Origin of the sequence: Waltera intestinalis, assembly GCF_009695995.1 — a bacterium.
Classification (GTDB): domain Bacteria; phylum Bacillota; class Clostridia; order Lachnospirales; family Lachnospiraceae; genus Acetatifactor; species Acetatifactor intestinalis.
In genome coordinates this window covers 13828-31218 of record NZ_VUMU01000020.1, presented here as the reverse complement: position 1 = coordinate 31218, position 17391 = coordinate 13828, and the positions used below count along the sequence as shown (strand labels likewise).

The 17391-nt window shown below is 47.6% G+C and carries 14 protein-coding genes; 13 read left to right on the top strand and 1 reads right to left on the bottom strand.

All coding sequences use genetic code 11. The annotated features are described in order from the left end of the window. Window positions 1-3: 3 nt before the first annotated feature. The 6 genes from FYJ59_RS13000 (at window position 4) to FYJ59_RS12975 (ending at window position 9459) form a co-directional block, all read left to right on the top strand. Window positions 4-1596, top strand: a complete 1593-nt coding sequence (locus FYJ59_RS13000; protein WP_154498523.1) for a hypothetical protein — start codon at window positions 4-6, stop codon at window positions 1594-1596. Further along, window positions 1523-3130 (top strand): glycosyltransferase family 39 protein, encoded by a 1608-nt coding sequence (locus FYJ59_RS12995; protein ID WP_154498521.1) that lies wholly within the window; start codon window positions 1523-1525, stop codon window positions 3128-3130. Before FYJ59_RS13000 ends, FYJ59_RS12995 begins: the two co-directional genes overlap by 74 nt. Window positions 3131-3169: 39 nt before the next feature. After that, window positions 3170-4924, top strand: coding sequence for a glucosyltransferase domain-containing protein (locus tag FYJ59_RS12990; RefSeq protein ID WP_154498519.1), 1755 nt, complete (start codon window positions 3170-3172; stop codon window positions 4922-4924). Window positions 4925-5175: 251 nt separating this feature from the next. Next, window positions 5176-6135 carry a glycosyltransferase 87 family protein gene (locus tag FYJ59_RS12985; protein ID WP_205839548.1) on the top strand — a complete coding sequence of 320 codons (960 nt, stop codon included), beginning with the start codon at window positions 5176-5178 and terminating at the stop codon, window positions 6133-6135. A 4-nt stretch (window positions 6136-6139) separates the two neighbouring features. Continuing rightward, window positions 6140-7915: a DUF6044 family protein gene (locus FYJ59_RS12980; protein WP_154498512.1), complete on the top strand. Its 1776-nt coding sequence runs from the start codon at window positions 6140-6142 to the stop codon at window positions 7913-7915. Next, the gene (locus FYJ59_RS12975; RefSeq protein ID WP_154498508.1) at window positions 7912-9459 is read left to right on the top strand and encodes an ArnT family glycosyltransferase; all 1548 of its coding nucleotides are present in this window, start codon (window positions 7912-7914) and stop codon (window positions 9457-9459) included. Before FYJ59_RS12980 ends, FYJ59_RS12975 begins: the two co-directional genes overlap by 4 nt. Here FYJ59_RS12975 and FYJ59_RS12970 read toward each other — a convergent pair. Continuing rightward, window positions 9442-10092 (bottom strand): hypothetical protein, encoded by a 651-nt coding sequence (locus FYJ59_RS12970; RefSeq protein ID WP_154498505.1) that lies wholly within the window; start codon window positions 10090-10092, stop codon window positions 9442-9444. The genes FYJ59_RS12975 and FYJ59_RS12970 overlap by 18 nt on opposite strands. Before the next feature lie 145 nt (window positions 10093-10237). On the opposite strand from FYJ59_RS12970, the gene FYJ59_RS12965 reads away from it, so the two are divergent. Genes FYJ59_RS12965 through FYJ59_RS12935 form a run of 7 tightly spaced genes read left to right on the top strand, consistent with a single transcriptional unit; the run spans window position 10238 to window position 17341 of the window. After that, entirely contained in the window at window positions 10238-11323 is a 1086-nt protein-coding gene (locus FYJ59_RS12965; RefSeq protein ID WP_154498502.1) for a glycosyltransferase family 52, read from the top strand. 15 nt (window positions 11324-11338) lie between these two features. Then, entirely contained in the window at window positions 11339-13093 is a 1755-nt protein-coding gene (locus tag FYJ59_RS12960; protein WP_154498495.1) for an ABC transporter ATP-binding protein, read from the top strand. Next, window positions 13090-14121, top strand: a complete 1032-nt coding sequence (locus FYJ59_RS12955; protein WP_118692427.1) for a glycosyltransferase family 2 protein — start codon at window positions 13090-13092, stop codon at window positions 14119-14121. Before FYJ59_RS12960 ends, FYJ59_RS12955 begins: the two co-directional genes overlap by 4 nt. Window positions 14122-14160: 39 nt before the next feature. After that, window positions 14161-14853, top strand: coding sequence for a pseudaminic acid cytidylyltransferase (pseF, locus tag FYJ59_RS12950; protein ID WP_154498490.1), 693 nt, complete (start codon window positions 14161-14163; stop codon window positions 14851-14853). Window positions 14854-14873: 20 nt separating this feature from the next. Further along, a complete protein-coding gene (locus tag FYJ59_RS12945) occupies window positions 14874-16520 on the top strand; it encodes an HAD-IIIC family phosphatase (protein WP_154498483.1) in 1647 nt (548 codons plus the stop codon). Window positions 16521-16580: 60 nt separating this feature from the next. After that, on the top strand, window positions 16581-16799 hold the full coding sequence (locus tag FYJ59_RS12940; protein ID WP_154498478.1) for an acyl carrier protein: 219 nt from the start codon (window positions 16581-16583) through the stop codon (window positions 16797-16799). After that, window positions 16796-17341, top strand: a complete 546-nt coding sequence (locus FYJ59_RS12935; RefSeq protein ID WP_154498473.1) for a GNAT family N-acetyltransferase — start codon at window positions 16796-16798, stop codon at window positions 17339-17341. The genes FYJ59_RS12940 and FYJ59_RS12935 overlap by 4 nt, the downstream gene beginning before the upstream one ends. Window positions 17342-17391: the final 50 nt, after the last annotated feature.

Here is a 17391-nt window from a genome sequence, read left to right as displayed (position 1 = left end):
TTTATGAAGAAAGAGCAATTTACGGACTGGTGGAAACAGGATAAAAGATATCTGACGCTGGTGAAGGCGGTACTGATGGCACTGCTTCCCGTGGTGTGCTGTCTGGTGCGGACGGCGGCAGAGGGGAGGAGCATCGGCCAGGTGTATCTGCCTTCTTCGGAATGGAACGATGAACTGTTTTATTTTAAACAGGTGGAAAGCATTGTGAAATACGGATTTCCCAGAGGATATTTCGGATTTAACGAAAGTCATGCACTGCAGCTGTCTTTCGCAGCCTGGAGTCCCGTGCTGGTATTTCCCTGGATCCTGTGGGGACTGGTGTTCGGCTGGAATCTGCTGTCACCGGTGATCTGTAATATCGTACTGCTGACGATCACCATGTTCGTGTTCGTATGGCTGGTGAAACCCACCTGGAAACAGCTGGGCATCCTGACGGTGCTTTTCAGCCTGTACACACTGTTCACCAGATACATGCTGTCCGGTATGCCGGAGGTCATCTGCTTTGGCATGCTGATCCTGTTCTACGGACTGGCTTTTTCCTATCTGAATAAGGAGACAAAGGGCAAGCTGATTGCCATGTTTATTGTCTCGGTATTGTTGACCCTGATGCGGCCGTACATGCTTTTGTTTTTGCTGCTGGCCTGCTTTTTCCGGATCCGTAGAAGCCGTAAGAGCGGATGGATCGTTTCCGTTTCCGTGGTGGCTGTCACGGGAGTGGTGTATGTGCTGATCAAGCACTATCTGGGCGCGGAATATTTTACCCCGCTTTTCTATACAGACTGGATCACGACGTTTTTCACCGACGGCATTGGTGCCGGCTTCCGGAATTTCTTCGGAACGCTGCACTGGAAGGGCCTGGAATTCTACAGGCATTGTGTGTCGGGTGCGAAGAGCGGTCTGGCTTCCGGAGCCTTTTTTGACGGTTATCTGTTGCTGCTTGCCATTCTGCTGGTGCAGAGTTTTCTGGATCTCAGAGCATACCGCAGGGAGAAACAGGCCGGGCTGCGTAACCAGCTGATCATAGAAGTGCATTTCGCCTTCAGTCTGATCGCGATGCTGTTTGCCCATCTGCTGATGTATAAAATGGTGGAAGGAAGCAAACATTTCCTGACTTTTATTGCGGCGGGAATTTTCATCGTGAGTATGCTCCAGACCAGATACTATAAGAAAGCGGTGCTTTTGGGAGCGGCTTTCCTGTATCTGTACAGTTACAAGGCAGTGGAGCCTTATGATTATCAAGTACCGTATGTCACGGAGGACCGGGAAGCACAGGTGGAATACTGGAGACAGATCTTCGCAGAGAAGCTGGTCATGAATACCGATCAGGTACCGAATTACGATAATGTGGTGATCTGGACCTTCGGGGACGATACACCGGAGGGCAACCAAAATCTGAAATGGCAGCTTCTGTATGGGGCACCGGAAGGATTTGGTATCAGCTGCTGTGAGAAAGAATATCTTCTGGAGCATCTGACGGAGCTTCAGAGCAGATATCTGGCTACGGTAAGCGGCGGAGAGATCGATGAGCAGTGCCGCGAACAAGAGTATGAAGAACTGGGAAGAGATGCGGATATGGTGCTGTATCGCAGGTATTAAAGTCAGGGAATATAAGAAGATAGGAAGCGGAAGGACAGAAGGTTCCATGGAGACATGCAGCAGGAAAACAGATAATTTTATACGGACAAAAGGATGGCTGCTGCTGTGGCATGCGCTTCCGGTGATCGCACTGCTCCTCTGGGGAGCTTTCGGCATCCGGAATAACCTCTGGTATGATGAAGCGTATTCAGCGTCGATGGTATCTCTGCCCTGGAAACGGCTGATCTATATTACGGCGACGGATGATCATTCGCCGTTCTATTATGTCATCCTGAAGCTGTTTTATCATCTGTGCGGCGGTGGAACGCATTTCTGGTCACTGAAGCTTTTGTCTGTACTTTTTATGACCGGATATATGCTGCTGGGAAAATATTACGTGGAGAAGCTGTTCGATCGGAAGATTTCGGTATATTTTATGACATTTTCCCTGCTGATGCCTATTTTCAGTGTGCAGGCGGGAAATGTGCGGATGTATGCCATGGCATTGTTTTTCCTGACACTGGCGGGACTTGCGGCTTATGATATTTATCGGGAAGCAACCCGGAGAAAATGGATCGTGTTCTGTGTGGCGAGCATATGCACGGTGTACTGTCATACGTTTGCATTGATACAGACTTTTTTATTTTATATGCTTTTCCTGGCGGCGATCCTGATCTGCCGCAGAAAGGATCTGGTAAAGGGATTTTTCATCTCCGGATTCACAGTGGCGATCGTGTTCTCCCCCTGGCTGGCGGTGACCTGCAGACAGTTCATCCTGCGGATGCGTTATGATGACGGTTCTACCGCAGAACTGGCGACCCTGAATTCTGTGATGGATTATTTCAAGGAATGGTTTTCCGCGGTGGAGACACCCATCGGCATTGTGGTGCTGTTGGGAACGGCACTGTGCCTGATATTGAGTTATGGTGCCGTGGACTGGGTACGTCAGCATCATAATGCAGCTCCGGCCATTGCGGCAGCGGCGTTTGCTCTCACCGGGATCGTAGGAGGGGCGATCTCTGCTACCGTCAATAATTGTTTCATGGGGCGCTATGCATTCCCGGGCATGGGTTTCGTCATGCTGTGGTACGCGGTGGGATTTGCACAGATCCTGGAGAGCAGTGGCACAAACGGGAGAAAATGGTGGGCCGGTGGCATCCTCGGTACGGCCTGTCTGTGTTTCCTGATCCAGTACAGCTCGGAGATCCGTCTGGAGTATGACGGAGGCCTGGAGATTTATGAGAATTTTGCGGAGACACAGATGACGGACAACGATGCGGTCATCGGACCTTATACGCATACGATTTTCCTGAATGTATATCATCCGGAGCTGCATTATTATATCATCGGCTATAAATTATACAGTCTTCCTTTCGTCAATACGGATGCACTCACGGATTACAGCCAGTTGGATTCCTACGAGAATCTCTGGTATATCTGTTTTCAGGGTGGGACACCCAATGAACTGGAAGACGAATATGACTACGAAGAAGCGCTGGAATTCCATTATATGTATTATGATTTTGTGATTTATCGATTGGAGCGAAGACGATAGAGCAGCGATAAGATCAGGAACAGGGGCAGACAAAAAGGAATGGAGAAATACAGAGAAACGAAAACAACAGCAGACTGGAACGGGATGATTCATAAGCTTTGCAAGAACCGGCTGTATATGGGAATCCTGCTGCTTACAGCAGTATGTGCTTACGGCTATAAGGTGACAAATGTTACCATCGGCATCGATGACACCCCATCTTTATACTATTTCGAAGAGGGACTGATCGCCATTGTGGGGCGGTGGGTATTGTTTCTGCTGAATAAAGTGATAACTCTGGCGGAATTTGTTCCGTTTGTAACGGATTTTGCAGCGGTAATTCTTCTCATAGCGGCAGCAATCGTGTGGTCGGCATTGTTCTATTCGGTGTTCGGTGAGAAGATCCCGGTGACGGGATATGCCTTTTTCGCGGCAGTATTTGTATCCTGCCCGTTGATCAGCGAAGTATTTACGTATTTTCTCCACAATGGGATAGCCATCGGATATCTGAGCTGCGCAGTCAGTCTGTGCTTTATGAGGGAGTGGCAGAACAGTATGCGGAAGCCGCGCAAGGGATCCGGTCTTTGGGAGAAGCCGGACTGCCGGACTGTGACGAAGCTTGCGGCAGCGGCGGTATTTTTATGGATTGCCATGGGCTGTTATGAATCCTTTATGATCCTGTGGCTGGCGGGACTTCTGCTGTTGCTGCTGTCAGAGAGAATCTGTCTGGGAACGGAGCGCACAGCCCGGACCGGGGAGAGGGGAGTCTTTGGTACACTGGCAGGAGGGGCTTTGGCGGCTCTGGCTGCAGTGCTCCTGAGAAGCTTGATGATCGTAGTGCTTACAAAGGCATTTCATCTGGAATATCTGCAGGGTGAAGCAGTACAGCGTTCCGTGACGGAGATGTTAGGCTGGATGGTGCAGCCCGGAGCCTTCGGTGAGCTGATCATGATCCTGAAACGTACTTTTGTATTGTACGGTGTGTTTGCTTATGCTTATCTGCCAATCCGGATTTTTGTGTTATCGGCGGTCGTAATTACAGTGGTTACCCTGGTGCGGGTGATCCGCGGCAGAGATCTGTGGGCACTGATCCTCCTGCCGGTGACTTATCTGGCGGCATTTTCGCTGTTATTTATCGAAGGAAAGGCAACACTGTACCGTTCGGCACAGTTTTTGCCCATTTTCTGCGGTTACGGAGCACTGTTATTTGCCTATATCATCTATGAACTTACGGGAAGTCCCGGACGTGGTGTGCACCGCAGACTCTGTCTGGGGACGCGTGGTATCGCGGTGGCAGTGCTGGCGGTGATCACCTGGAACCAGTGCATGGATATGACGAAATGGTTCTATATCGACAGGCAGAAATACGATGCGGCGGTGAAGACGGTCGATCAGATCGCACTGGATCTGGAACGGGATTTCGATACATCGAAGCCGGTGATCTTCACGGGGAATTATGAAATTCCCTACAGCATCATCAAGGATGCCTATGTAAGCTACGGCGATAGCAGATATTATAAGATGAAACGACTTACGGATCTCATCGATCCGGATCTGCTGGATAAATACAATCGTGGTTCTAAAGGTGTGTGGGTGGCGCAGACACCGGCATTGTCGGTCATTGACTGGGGACGTTATGCCTTTGATTCCGATGCGGAGCTGGTGAGATTTTTTGAAATGCACGGACACCGGTTGGTGGCCTGCGGGGATATCGACAGATATGCGGAGGCGGAAGAAGAGTCACTGAATCTGCCGGAATATCCACAGGATGGATATATCGTAGATAAAGGTGAGTACATTATTGTACATTTCTAAAAATACAAGAATGAGAGGAAGATATGACAAAAGCAGAAGAAAAAATAATGAATATAATAACGAAATACAGGGGAATTATGTTTTTCCTGATTATAAGTGTACTGGGTGCCTGGATTCGATTTCAGGGCAGAACACTGATATCTGGAGATATGTCTTTTTACCTGTTGCCCTGGTATGATCAAATGACGGAGCAGGGTTTTTTTACTCTGAAGAATCAAGTCGGTGAATACAATATTTTATATCAGGAACTGATGGCTCTGATGACCTATATTCCCTGGAAACCAATGTATATGATCAAGGTCCTGTCTATTGCTTTTGATTATCTCTTGGCATTTGCAGTAGCGGATTTTGCCTGCAAGATCAAGCGAGAAAAACGGGATTCTGCAATATTCCAGGCGGTGTATGCAATTGTGCTTTTGCTGCCCCCAGTAGTGCTGAATTCCGCCTATTGGGGTCAATGTGATTCTATTTTTTCTTTTTTTGCAGTGCTTTCATTGATCAATCTTTATGAAGAAAAATATAATAGATCTTTTATTTATCTGGGAATTGCCTTTGCTTTTAAACTGCAGACTATTTTTATATTCCCGTTTTATGTTTGTCTGTATTTTTATAAAAAGAAATTTAGTATTTCAAAATTTCTTTTGGCAATTTTTGTCTTTTGGCTGACAGGTTTACCGGTATATCTTCTAGGACGAAATCTGTTGGATGCTTTTGGAATATATTTGTGGCAGACCGACCAGCACAGAGCGATGTATTTCCATATTCCGAGTGTGTGGATGTTCGTTGGTGGAGATTGTGACCGTCTGGAGAGTTATGCGGTTGCAATGACGATGATGATTTTGGGAATCGGTCTGTACCTTGTTATGAGCGGAAAGAAAAAACTGGACAACAGAGAAGATTTCTTTGGATTTGCGTGTTGGATTCATTGGACTTGTACGCTGTATTTGCCCAATATGCATGAAAGATACAATTATTTGCTTGATATTATGTGGATCATGTTGGTGGCAGTCAATAAAAAATACTTACCGTATGCGGTTGCCTCAATACTTATGAGTACAGTAAGCTATGGCTTTTATCTGTATGATAATGGCGATATTACCCCGCTTTTTTCAGGAATGATGTTGGCATTGTGGTGTCTGTTTACATATAGAGAACTTATGAATGGAAAAACAGGAAATAAGATGTGTGAAGCAGAAAAAATGCAGGAGTAAAACAGTGAATAAGTTACACAAAAAGGTATTTACGATTTTAAAACAAACAGATGTGCTGATACAACATCTGGATCATTGTACTTTGTGGTGGATCGGTATTCTGATTACAGTTGTATTTTTTCTGCCATATTTTGCCCTGGGAGACGGATGTATCTTTGAGATCAACGATCAGCTGGATGAAAGTATCATGAACTATATGCTTCCGGCGCGGCATCTGTGGGATGGCAGCACAATATATCCCGAGATGTTAAACGGAGTTAATGCCAGCGGCATGCAGCCGTCAGCAGTTCTTTTCTTGCCACTGTATCGCCTGATTTCTGCAAGAACGGCGTTCCTTACACAGTATATCATCTGTTTCCTATTGGCATTTTCGGGGATGTATCTGTTGGTGAAAGAGATTACGGACAGCAGTATTCTCGCGATGATTGCGGGCGGCAGTTTCTGTGTACTGCCGTTATATCCGGTCTATGGCCTGTCAGAATTCGGTATTCCACTGATACTATACGGAGCACTGTGTCTGTGGAAACAAAAAAATGTGATCTGGGGATTACTGATCACGGTAGTATTCGGTCTGACCAGCCATCTGGTATATATAGGATATGTGGTACTGGGATTCTGGGTGATCGCACTTGTTTATGCACTTGCAAAAAAGAAAAAGAATCAGTGGTTCACGATTGGATTTGCAGTACTTTTTGTGATATATGTATTGGTAAACCGGGCATTGATCCGGGAGATTCTGTTCGGAACCGGCAGCTATGTCAGCCATCGGGAGGAAATGGTGTCTTCCGCTATGCCATTTTGGAAAACTTTCTTGGATGTATTTCAAAACAGTGCGCAGCATGCACCGTCATTACATAAGTATTTGATTTTACCGATCATACTATTTCTGATCTTGGGAGCTTTTTGCAAAAAGGATGTGACGGATAGAAAGATTTATAAGGCAGCCGTGGCGAACTTTTTGCTATTGATTGCGATTGCCCTGTTTTATGCATTCTGCCACGCAACACTTGTCTCAAATTTCAAAAACAGTGTATCCGGATTTTTACGTTATTTTCAGATACATCGTTTTTACTGGCTATATCCGGCGGGATGGTATCTGGAATTTGCGCTGGCGGCAGCAGTGCTTTGGAGGATGAAGCTTCCGGGCATAGGAAATCCTGTTTTATTGGGAAAACTGGCAGTGATCTGTTTCTGTCTGTTGCCGACACTACAGCTTTTAAAAGTAAATTCCGGCATGTATCTGAATGTGAACCAGATCAATAACGGCTCAGGTGTCACGGGATATATTTCCTGGGAGAGCTGGTTTGCAGAGGATCTGATGCAGGAAATAGACGATGCTATCGGCCGGGACAAGAGTACTTACCGTGTGGCACATTTGGGGATCAGTCCGGCTCCGTCCCTGATGCATGGTTTTTATACGGTGGATGGATATTCCAATAATTATCCTCTGGAATATAAGCACCGCTTTCGAGAAGTTATTGCAGCAGAGCTGGAGAAAAATGAGGAAGTACGGGTATACTTTGACCTGTGGGGAAACCGGTGTTATCTATTCAACAATATTACCGGTAATTATATGCAACTGAAAAAGGGCAATACCCTGGTGTATGAAGGACTGGAGTTCGATATGGATGCATTACGGGAACTGGGATGTGAATACCTGTTTTCCGGTGCCGAGATCGGTGATGCCGAACGCATGGGTCTGGAACTCGTGGGCTATTATGAAACGGACGACTCTTATTGGGGAATCTGGGTGTATTGCGTAGTGAAGGAAGCAGAATGAAAGAAAAAACATTTATGAAAAAGTATGGAATGCTGCTGATGATCTTAGGAGTGGCAGCAGTGACAAGATTGGCAGGCTTAGGAAAAATACCGGAGGGTATCCTTCCGGATGAGGCATGTGCTGCGTATAATGCATGGACACTTATGACAGAAGGAATGGATAACAGAGGGTATGGCTTTCCGGTGTATTTTATTGCGTGGGGAAGCGGAATGAATACGTTGTATTCGTATCTGTCTATTCCGTTCCTGTGGCTGTTTGGCGCTACGACTATGGTATATCGTATACCGCAGGCGCTCTTTGGTATTTTGGGAGTGCTGGCAGCATATGTGTTGGGAAGAGAACTGCTGAATGAAAAATTCGGACTTCTGTTTTCTTTTCTGCTGGCGATCAATCCCTGGAATATCATGATCAACCGGTTCGCACTGGAGTCAAACCTGGCACCCGCGATGTTTCTGATCTCACTTACCCTGCTTGTACTGGGGATCAGGAAAAACTCCGGGTATCTTCCGGCTGCGGCTGCATTTTTTGGATTGACGCTCTACAGTTATGCTCAAAGCTGGATCGTGGTGCCGTTGTTTCTGCTGCTATTTCTGCTGTTTTATCGGAAAAGCATTCCTTATGGAAAACATCTGTGGGTTTCAATTCTGGTATTAGCTGTCATAGCAAGTCCGTTATTGTATTTTGTAGGTGTGAATCTGAATCTTTTGCCGGAGATTAAAACCCGATTTTTCTCTATCCCCAGATTACTTGCGTTCCGGGGAGAAGAGATCAACATTGCCCATATGATAGACAGTGCAAAAATGGTGTGCAAGATGCTGTTGAGACAATATGATGGTGCCGCTCATACAGCCTGCGCAAAGACAGGGGCATATTACTTTTTCACAGCACCGTTCTGGATGCTTGGGATCGTCCTGCAGCTGACCGGCATAGTTCGCAGTCGGAGGCTTGAGAAAAAGCCTTTGGAGTATGTTATGCTGTTCTGGCTGGGCAGTGCAGCGGTTATGTGTGTGCTGAATGAAATAGTTACGGTAATACATACCAATCTCATTCATATTCCCATTATTTTTTATGGGGCATATGGCATTTACAAGGTATGCAGTTATTTAAAAAGCAAAGTATTTTCCGGTATATGTATGGGAATGCTGTTGTTTTCCTTTGGAATATTTGCGGTCTGGTATGTGAAAGACAGTGAGGAATATGCCTCCTATTTTGTCGGAAGAGAGGCAGAAGAAGCAATTGAAATGGCGAGATCGGTAAGTGAGAATGGAGAATTTACAATCGTAGAACCGGGCACGATTAATTTTGCGACCATTCTCTGGGAGAAAAAAATACCTGTTACAGACTATCTGAATTCCGTAGTATATACAGGGGTTCCCGGATGGGAAAATCCGGAGAGCTTTACCGGTTACCGGTATGTGCAGACCCTGGATGAGGCTGTGGAAGATGGCGTGTATCTGATCGCCATCAAATATGAAGAGGAAATGATGCATAGAAATTATCAGATCATTACAGTGAATGCCGATTACTCACTGGCGATCCGGTAAACGCAAAATAATGACACTCAGGGCAATACCAAGGAGCAACAGCCAGGAGATACCGACAATGCCCTTATAAAAAGAATAAGATTGAATATAGTACATCTGGCATAAAAGACGGCTGTTTTGTTCTTTTCCGTCCAGACGATAATCGGACACGCTATCCAGATAATAGTGTGCATTATCTGTGCATAACATGCGGAATGCCGAAGAAGGGGCGTCGGATAGATTCTCGATGCGGACAGTAAAGGTGCTTCCTGCGCAGTGTGTCTGATCGAGACAGAAGTTTACATAACGGTCCGCCGGCAGAGAGGTCAGGTTCAGAACCTGTTCCATGATGACGGCATCATCCCGGAAAACGGAGACTTTGACCTGGGTGTCCTGCCATACATCATCCGTATAGGAAAAAGCAAGATCGATACTTTCGAGGGTGGATCTATCCCAGGCAATATCCTCTTCTATCGTAGCACCGGGTAAAATTTCCAAGGTTGTGTCCGGGTAAGATACGGTGAGGGAATCAATGGCGATCACGGGAGAGATTTCTTTTTTCAGAACGATGACGATACCGCACACGAGGATCAGCCAGATAGCAGCGAGGAGTATTTTTTTATAGAATGGATGAGTTATCAAAAAGTTTTTCATGGGAATCTCCTAAGTAAGGCTAAGTAAGTTTGCTATATTATAGCATACAAATCTTAAATTTTGTTAAGAAAATACAGGTTTCTGTTTCGATGTTTGAAAAATATGATAAAATAGAAAAATAAAATACCTTGAATTGGAAAATAGGATGAAAGACAGAATTTATATATGTCACACTTACTATCATGCATATGTGACGTTTTTAAAAGAGTTAAAAATACGGGCAGAGGCAGATCCTGCGAGGAAAGCGGGAACTGCTACTTTAGTGCTGTCCAAAATGTCCAACAATTTCGAAAATCTGAAGGCCCGGGTGGAGAGCACGGGCCTGTTTGAGGAAGTCCTGGAGTTCGATGAGAAGAGAGAGGACTTTTTCCCGGAGCTGGCAAAATACCGCCTGGATACCGGGAATTTCCTGGGGAATCTGAAGAACCGTATCCGTTTTACGCGGGAATATGCCAGACTGGAGGCACCTTACGTACCGGTGAACCTGAAGGAATACAAGGATATTTATGTCTATTGTGATTCCGACCCCATCGGGTATTATCTGAATCAGAATCATATCCGCTATCATGCAGTGGAGGATGGTCTGAACTGTCTGAAGAATTTCGATGCCGCCCGGTATGACAACAGAGGCCATTTTAAGCTCAAGGCCTTTTTATCCATGTATCTGAATCTGATCTTTGTACAGAACGGTTACGGCAAATATTGTATCGATATGGAAGTCAATGACATATCTGCCATCCGTTATCCCTGCCCCAGATATATCGAAGTACCGAGAAAACCGCTCGAGGACCGGTTGACGGAAGAGGACAAGCAGCTGCTCCTGCAGGCTTTTGTCAGAAATAAAGAGGAACTGGAATATCAGATCGCGGAGAGCAGCAGGGTGGGGGACAAGATCCTGATCCTCACGGATCCTCTGTGTACGCTGGATGTCAGAGAACGGATTTTCCGTGACATTATCAAAATGTATGAGAAAGAAGGCACCATCTTCCTGAAACCGCATCCCAGGGATCTGCTGGATTACCGTAAGCTGTTTGCGGAGTATCCGCAGTTTGATGCATCCATGCCCATGGAAATGCTGAATTTCTTCCCGGGACTGCGTTTCAAAAAGGTGGTCACGGTATTTACGGAAGTAAAGGGACTCCCCTTTGCGGAGGAAGCGGTACGTCTGGGGGCTGATTTCATGGATGCTTATGAGGATCCGCTGATCCACAGACAGAACGAACAGATTTAAGTTTGGAGAGAATCGATGATACAGATAATCAAGAAATTACGAGTCCTGTTAGATCAAAAACAGAAAAGAACCATGGTGGGATTGATCTTTCTTATGGTGATCAGCGCCTTTTTGCAGACCGCCGGCGTGGGAATGCTGGTGGAGGTCATGCAGATCGTCATTGACCCCGAAGCGGTTCAGCACAGCCGGGTGGCGGAAGCCTGCTATGAGATCCTGGGAGTGGAAAGCTACCGGACTTTCTCCATCATTGTCATGGTACTTCTGATCCTGGTATTCGTAGTGAAGAATCTGTTTACTTATTTCCAGCAGAAGCTGACATTATCTTTCGTATACACGAACCAGTTCCGGACCTCGGAGCGCATGATGCGCAACTATCTGCGCCGCGGGTATGAATTTTATCTGAATGCGGATACAGCAGTGGTGCAGCGAAGCATCACTTCGGATGTAAACAATATGTATGCCCTGATCCTGGCACTTTTACAGCTGTTGTCCGATACGGTGGTATCGTTGTTCGTCATCAGCTACTGCTTTATCTCCAGTGGTACCATGACGATCCTGATGGCGGTGGTACTGCTGCTTCTGATGTGGCTGATCAAGCGGGTCCTGAAGCCGATCATGTACAAGGCAGGCAAGGATAATCAGGATTATTACAGCAGTCTGTTCAAATGGATCTCCCAGACGGTACAGGGAATTAAGGAAGTGAAGATCTCCGGCAAGGAGCAGTATTTCGTATCCGAGTATCGCAAGTGCGGTAAGGGATATGTGGATGCCGTACAGCGTTACAGTCTGTATAATCAGGTGCCGAAGCTGCTGATCGAGACAGCCTGTGTAGCTACAATGGTGGGCTACATGATCTTCCTCGTGGCGACCGGAGTATCCACGGAAAATATGCTGACGGTATTCGGAACTTTGGCAGCAGCGGCACTGGTACTACTGCCCTGTGTCAACCGTATCAATAATCAGATCAATTCCATCGCCTATTTTGAACCCTTCTTCATGGGAGTCAGCGATAATCTGCAGGACGAGATCAACGGACAGAATATTGACATGTCCTTTGCTACCGATGAGGATGAGAAGCTGGATGTGAAAGAAAGCATCCAGATGAAGGACATTACTTATGCATATCCCAACACAGAGCGTCTGATCTTCGATCATGCAGATCTGAAGATCCCGGTGGGAGCTTCCGTAGGTATCGTGGGAACCTCCGGCGCCGGCAAAAGCACGGTGGTGGATATTCTGCTGGGACTGCTGGAGCCCAGTACAGGACATATCTATGCGGACAGCGTGGATGTGAAGGACCCCGGCAATTACCGGAAATGGCTGAAAAACATCGGCTATATTCCCCAGATGATCTTCATGCTGGATGATACCATCCGTAAAAATGTGGCTTTCGGTGTGCCGGAAGATAAGATCGATGAAGAGAGACTGTGGGAAGTCTTAAAAGAGGCCCAGCTGGATGAATTTATCAAGACTCTGCCGGAAGGCTTAGAGACCGGTATCGGCGAGCGGGGTATCCGTCTCTCCGGAGGACAGAGACAGCGTATCGGTATTGCCAGAGCGCTGTACAATGATCCCGAGGTGCTGATCCTGGATGAGGCAACTTCCGCACTGGACAATGATACGGAGGCAGCCATCATGGAATCCATCAACAGGCTGCACGGCCGCAAGACGCTGATCATCATTGCACACAGATTGCAGACCATTGAGAAATGTGACATTGTCTACCGGGTAGAAGACGGCAGGGCAAAAGTGGAGCGCGGAACGGTATGAGTAAAAAGCTGAGTATCATCGTACCCGTCTATAATATGGCGGCAGAGGGAAAACTGAATTACTGTCTGGACAGCCTGGTGGGACAGACCATCCGGGGACTGTATGATTATGAGATCCTCTGTGTGGATGATGCTTCCACCGATGATTCTCTGGAGATTCTGCTGGATTATGAAAAAAGATATCCCGAACTGGTGCGTATCCTTCCGAACCGTGTGAATCTCAGACAGGGCGGTGCGAAGAACGAAGCATTGAAGGTGGCGGAGGGAGAATGGATCGGCTTCATCGACAGCGATGACTGGGTATCTCCCGATTATTACGAGAAGCTGTTAAAAAAGGCGGAAGAGACCGGGGCGGATGTGGTCGGCTGTGATTACAGTCTGGTGGATCATCATACCTTTGAGGTCGGAAAAGTGATCGTCAACAATACACCGGATCAGACCGGGGAACTGACGGAGGAACAGCATAAAAGTCTGTTTATCCGGCCCGGCAGTATGGTGTTGAAGATTTATAAGCACAGTGTGATCCGGGAGAACCGGCTGGATTTTCCGGCACATATTTTTTATGAGGATAATTGCGCGGGACCTTTGTGGAGTCTGTATTTCCGGCATTTTGCGAGAGTGGAGGAGCCGCTTTACTATTATTATCAGCACGCGGTATCCACAGTGCATCATATCACGGAAGAAAAATGCAGGGACCGCATGAAGGCGGCGGAGCTTTTATATACCGAGTGCAGAGACAGGGGGTTCCTTGCGGAATACCGGCAGGAGATCGAATACCGTTTCACGGAGCTGTATTATGCGATCACGTTATTCTCTTATATGAGTGGTGTGAAGAAGCCGAAGATTTCTTTTATCAGGGAATTACGTCAGGGTATGGAAAAATATTTTCCGGAGTTTGACCAAAATAAATATTATCTGCAGCATACCGGAACAGAGGAACAGAAGCTGATCGCCATGCAGAAAAAGAGTGATCTGCGGTTCTATCTGTACTACAGACTGCGGCAGTTCGTATGGAAATTACGGGCCTGATGGGAAGGCACCGGTCATGAGAAAGATGAGGTTAGGAAAATGAGCAGATTAGCCATTATCACAGCCAGGGGAGGCAGCAAGCGGATCCCGAAAAAAAATATCAGGGAATTTTGCGGGAAACCGATCCTGGCATATTCTATCGAAGCGGCACTGGCCAGCGGATTGTTTGACCATGTCATGGTGTCCACGGATGATGAGGAGATCGCACAGATTGCGGAAAAATACGGTGCGGAGGTTCCTTTTTTCCGGAGTGAAGCGACCTCCGGAGACTTTGCTACCACCAATGACGTGCTGGCAGAGGTGCTGGCAGAGTATGAGAAGCGGGGGATGCATTTTGACATTGCCTGCTGTATCTATCCTACGGCCCCTTTTGTGACGGCGCAGAAGTTGACCAATGCCGTGGAGCAGCTGGAAGCAAGTGATGCGGATACCCTGATCCCTGTGGTCAGCTTTTCCTATCCGCCCCAGAGAGCCATGGTGGTGGAACAGGGACGGCTGGTATTCAAATATCCGGAATATCTGGACAGCAGATCCCAGGATCTGCAGCCCCATTATCATGATGTGGGTCAGTTTTATGTATTCCGCACGGAACGTTTTGCCGTGAATCAGAAACTCATGGTGGGAAATATCCTGCCGCTTGTCGTGTCGGAACTGGAGGTACAGGATATTGACAACCTCACCGACTGGAAGATCGCAGAGATGAAATACCGTCTGATGACGGAGGAGAAATAATTCCGAAAGGATCAGAGATTATGACAACAGGAAGACTGGCAGTGCTGTCCAATGTGAATATGAATATGGTGATCCGCATGCTTCAGAAAAACGCACAGGTCTACGAAGCGGAGGGCTATGGCAACGAACTGGGGACTTTGCTGAATCCTCAGTCTTCTTATCATGCTTATCATGCGGAGATCACGTTTCTGATCATGGATCTGGCAGAACTGCTGGAGCATGATCTGGATCCGGTCACCGCAGAACAAAAGATCGGAAACTGGTTCCGGACACTGGAGGGATGCCTGCCGCAAGAAGGAGTCTTCTATGTGTCGGATGCTTATCTGTGGGCGGTGGAGCTTGCCGTGCTGGCGGATACCGGGAGAAAGTCACAGCTGGAAGGCATCTGGGAACGGGAGCTTAGGAATCTGCAGCAGAAGCATGCCAATGTGAGGAGCTTCCCTTACCGTGCGCTGGCAGAGCATTTCGGAGAAGAGAAAGCCTTTTCTCCCAAAATGTGGTATATGGGAAAAGTACTCTGGGGGATGGAGATGCAGTCGGCACTGGCGGAGCAGATCCTCTACCGGGCCGGACTGGAATACCGCACGCCGAAAAAGGTGCTGGTGCTGGATCTGGACAATACGCTGTGGGGAGGTCTGGCGGGAGAGACAGATCATACCCCGGTGGTGTTATCGGAAGATCACAGTGGACTGGCCTATAAAAATCTGCAGCGCGTACTGAAGATCATGCAGAGTCAGGGTGTGCTCCTGACCATTGCGTCCAAGAATAACGAAGCGGATGCCATGGAGATCCTGGAGCATCATCCCCATATGGTGCTTCGCCCGGAGGATTTCGCTGCGCAGCGGATCAACTGGGATCCGAAACCGGACAATATCCGGAAAATAGCGGAAGAATTGAACCTGGGGACCGATTCTTTTGTCTTTTTCGATGACAGTGAAGCGGAGCGGGAGATGGTACGGCAGATGCTTCCGGAAGTGGAAGTGCCGGAGTTCCCTGCGAGAGCGGAAGATCTGGCGCCTGCCATGGTGAAAATATATGAAACATATTTTGCTGCAGCGGTGATCACCGGAGAGGACCGGGAGAAGACTGCACAATACCGGGCCAATGCCGGCAGAAAACAAATGGAAGACCGGGCGGGCAGCTTTGAGGAGTATGTGAAAAAGCTGGAGATCTGTCTGCTGCCGGTGGATCCGAAGGAACATCTGGACCGGCTGACACAGCTTTTGAACAAGACGAATCAGTTCAATCTGACGACGAGACGTTATACCTTAGAACAGATGCGACAGATCACAGAGGATACGAAGAAACGGGTATTCCTGTATCAGGTGACGGACGTGTTCGGAGATAACGGCATTGTGGCAGCAGCGATCGTGGATACGGCGGGAGAATTGCCGGAGATCACGGATTTCGTTATGAGCTGCCGTGTCATGGGCCGCAATATCGAAAATGCGGTGATCGACCGCATCGAACAGCAGATGCAGGAAGAGGGATATACCGTTCTGCGGGGCAGATATGTGCCCACGGCGAAAAACAAGCCGGTGGAGACCATGTATGACAGACTGGGCTACCGGAAAACGGACAGCACACCGGAAGGCACCTGTTATGAGATCGTGCTGGCCGAGAGACCGGAGAGGGCCTACTGGTTAAAGGAAAACCTGTATGATTGAGCGCCGGATGTCTGATGCCAGGCTGCGGCAAATAGGAAGAAAGAGAATGAGGTTAATCTTATGAAAGAGAAGATCATAAAGCTGATTGAAGAGGTATTAAAGGTTCCGGCGGGAACCATCACTGAGGATACCATGATCGAAGATGTGGAGCAGTGGGATTCTCTGGCACATGTCATGATCATCGGACAGCTGGAGGAGCTTGGTGTCAGCATACCGCTGGAAGAAGCCATCGAATTAAAAGGAATGCGTGAACTCCTGGAAAAGGCAGGCTGCGAATGAGTGTTACATTAAGAAAGATCACCGAAGAAGATCTGGAACAGATCATGCGCTGGCGCATGGATCCGGAGATCACCCGGTATATGAATACCGATCCGAAGCTTACACTGGAAGGACAGAAGAAATGGTTCGCCAAAGTGCAGCAGGATCCGGATGTGAGCTACTGGATCATACAGATCGATGGGACACCGGCCGGTGTCATCAATTATACGGGACTTACGGATCCGGCGGGAGACCTGGGATGGGCCTATTATGTGGGGGAGAAGAAGCTTCGCAGTATTCAGGCGGCCCTGGCCCTGGAGATGAGTATGTATGATCACGCATTTCTGGATCTTGGGAAAAATGCGGTATACAGTGATGTGTTTACCCTGAATCAGGGGGTGATCCAGCTCCACAAGATCTGCGGTTGTGAGGTCGTGGAGGAGAAGAAAGCCTGTGTGGAGAAAAATGGAACGGCTTACGACGTGACGTTCATGCGCATGACGGCGGATCACTGGAAAGAGATCCGGGACAACAAAAAATACGAACATATTGTATTTCCATAAAATTTCTATACGCAGATTTGTGCCTGCACAAGAGGCTATAACAGCTGAAG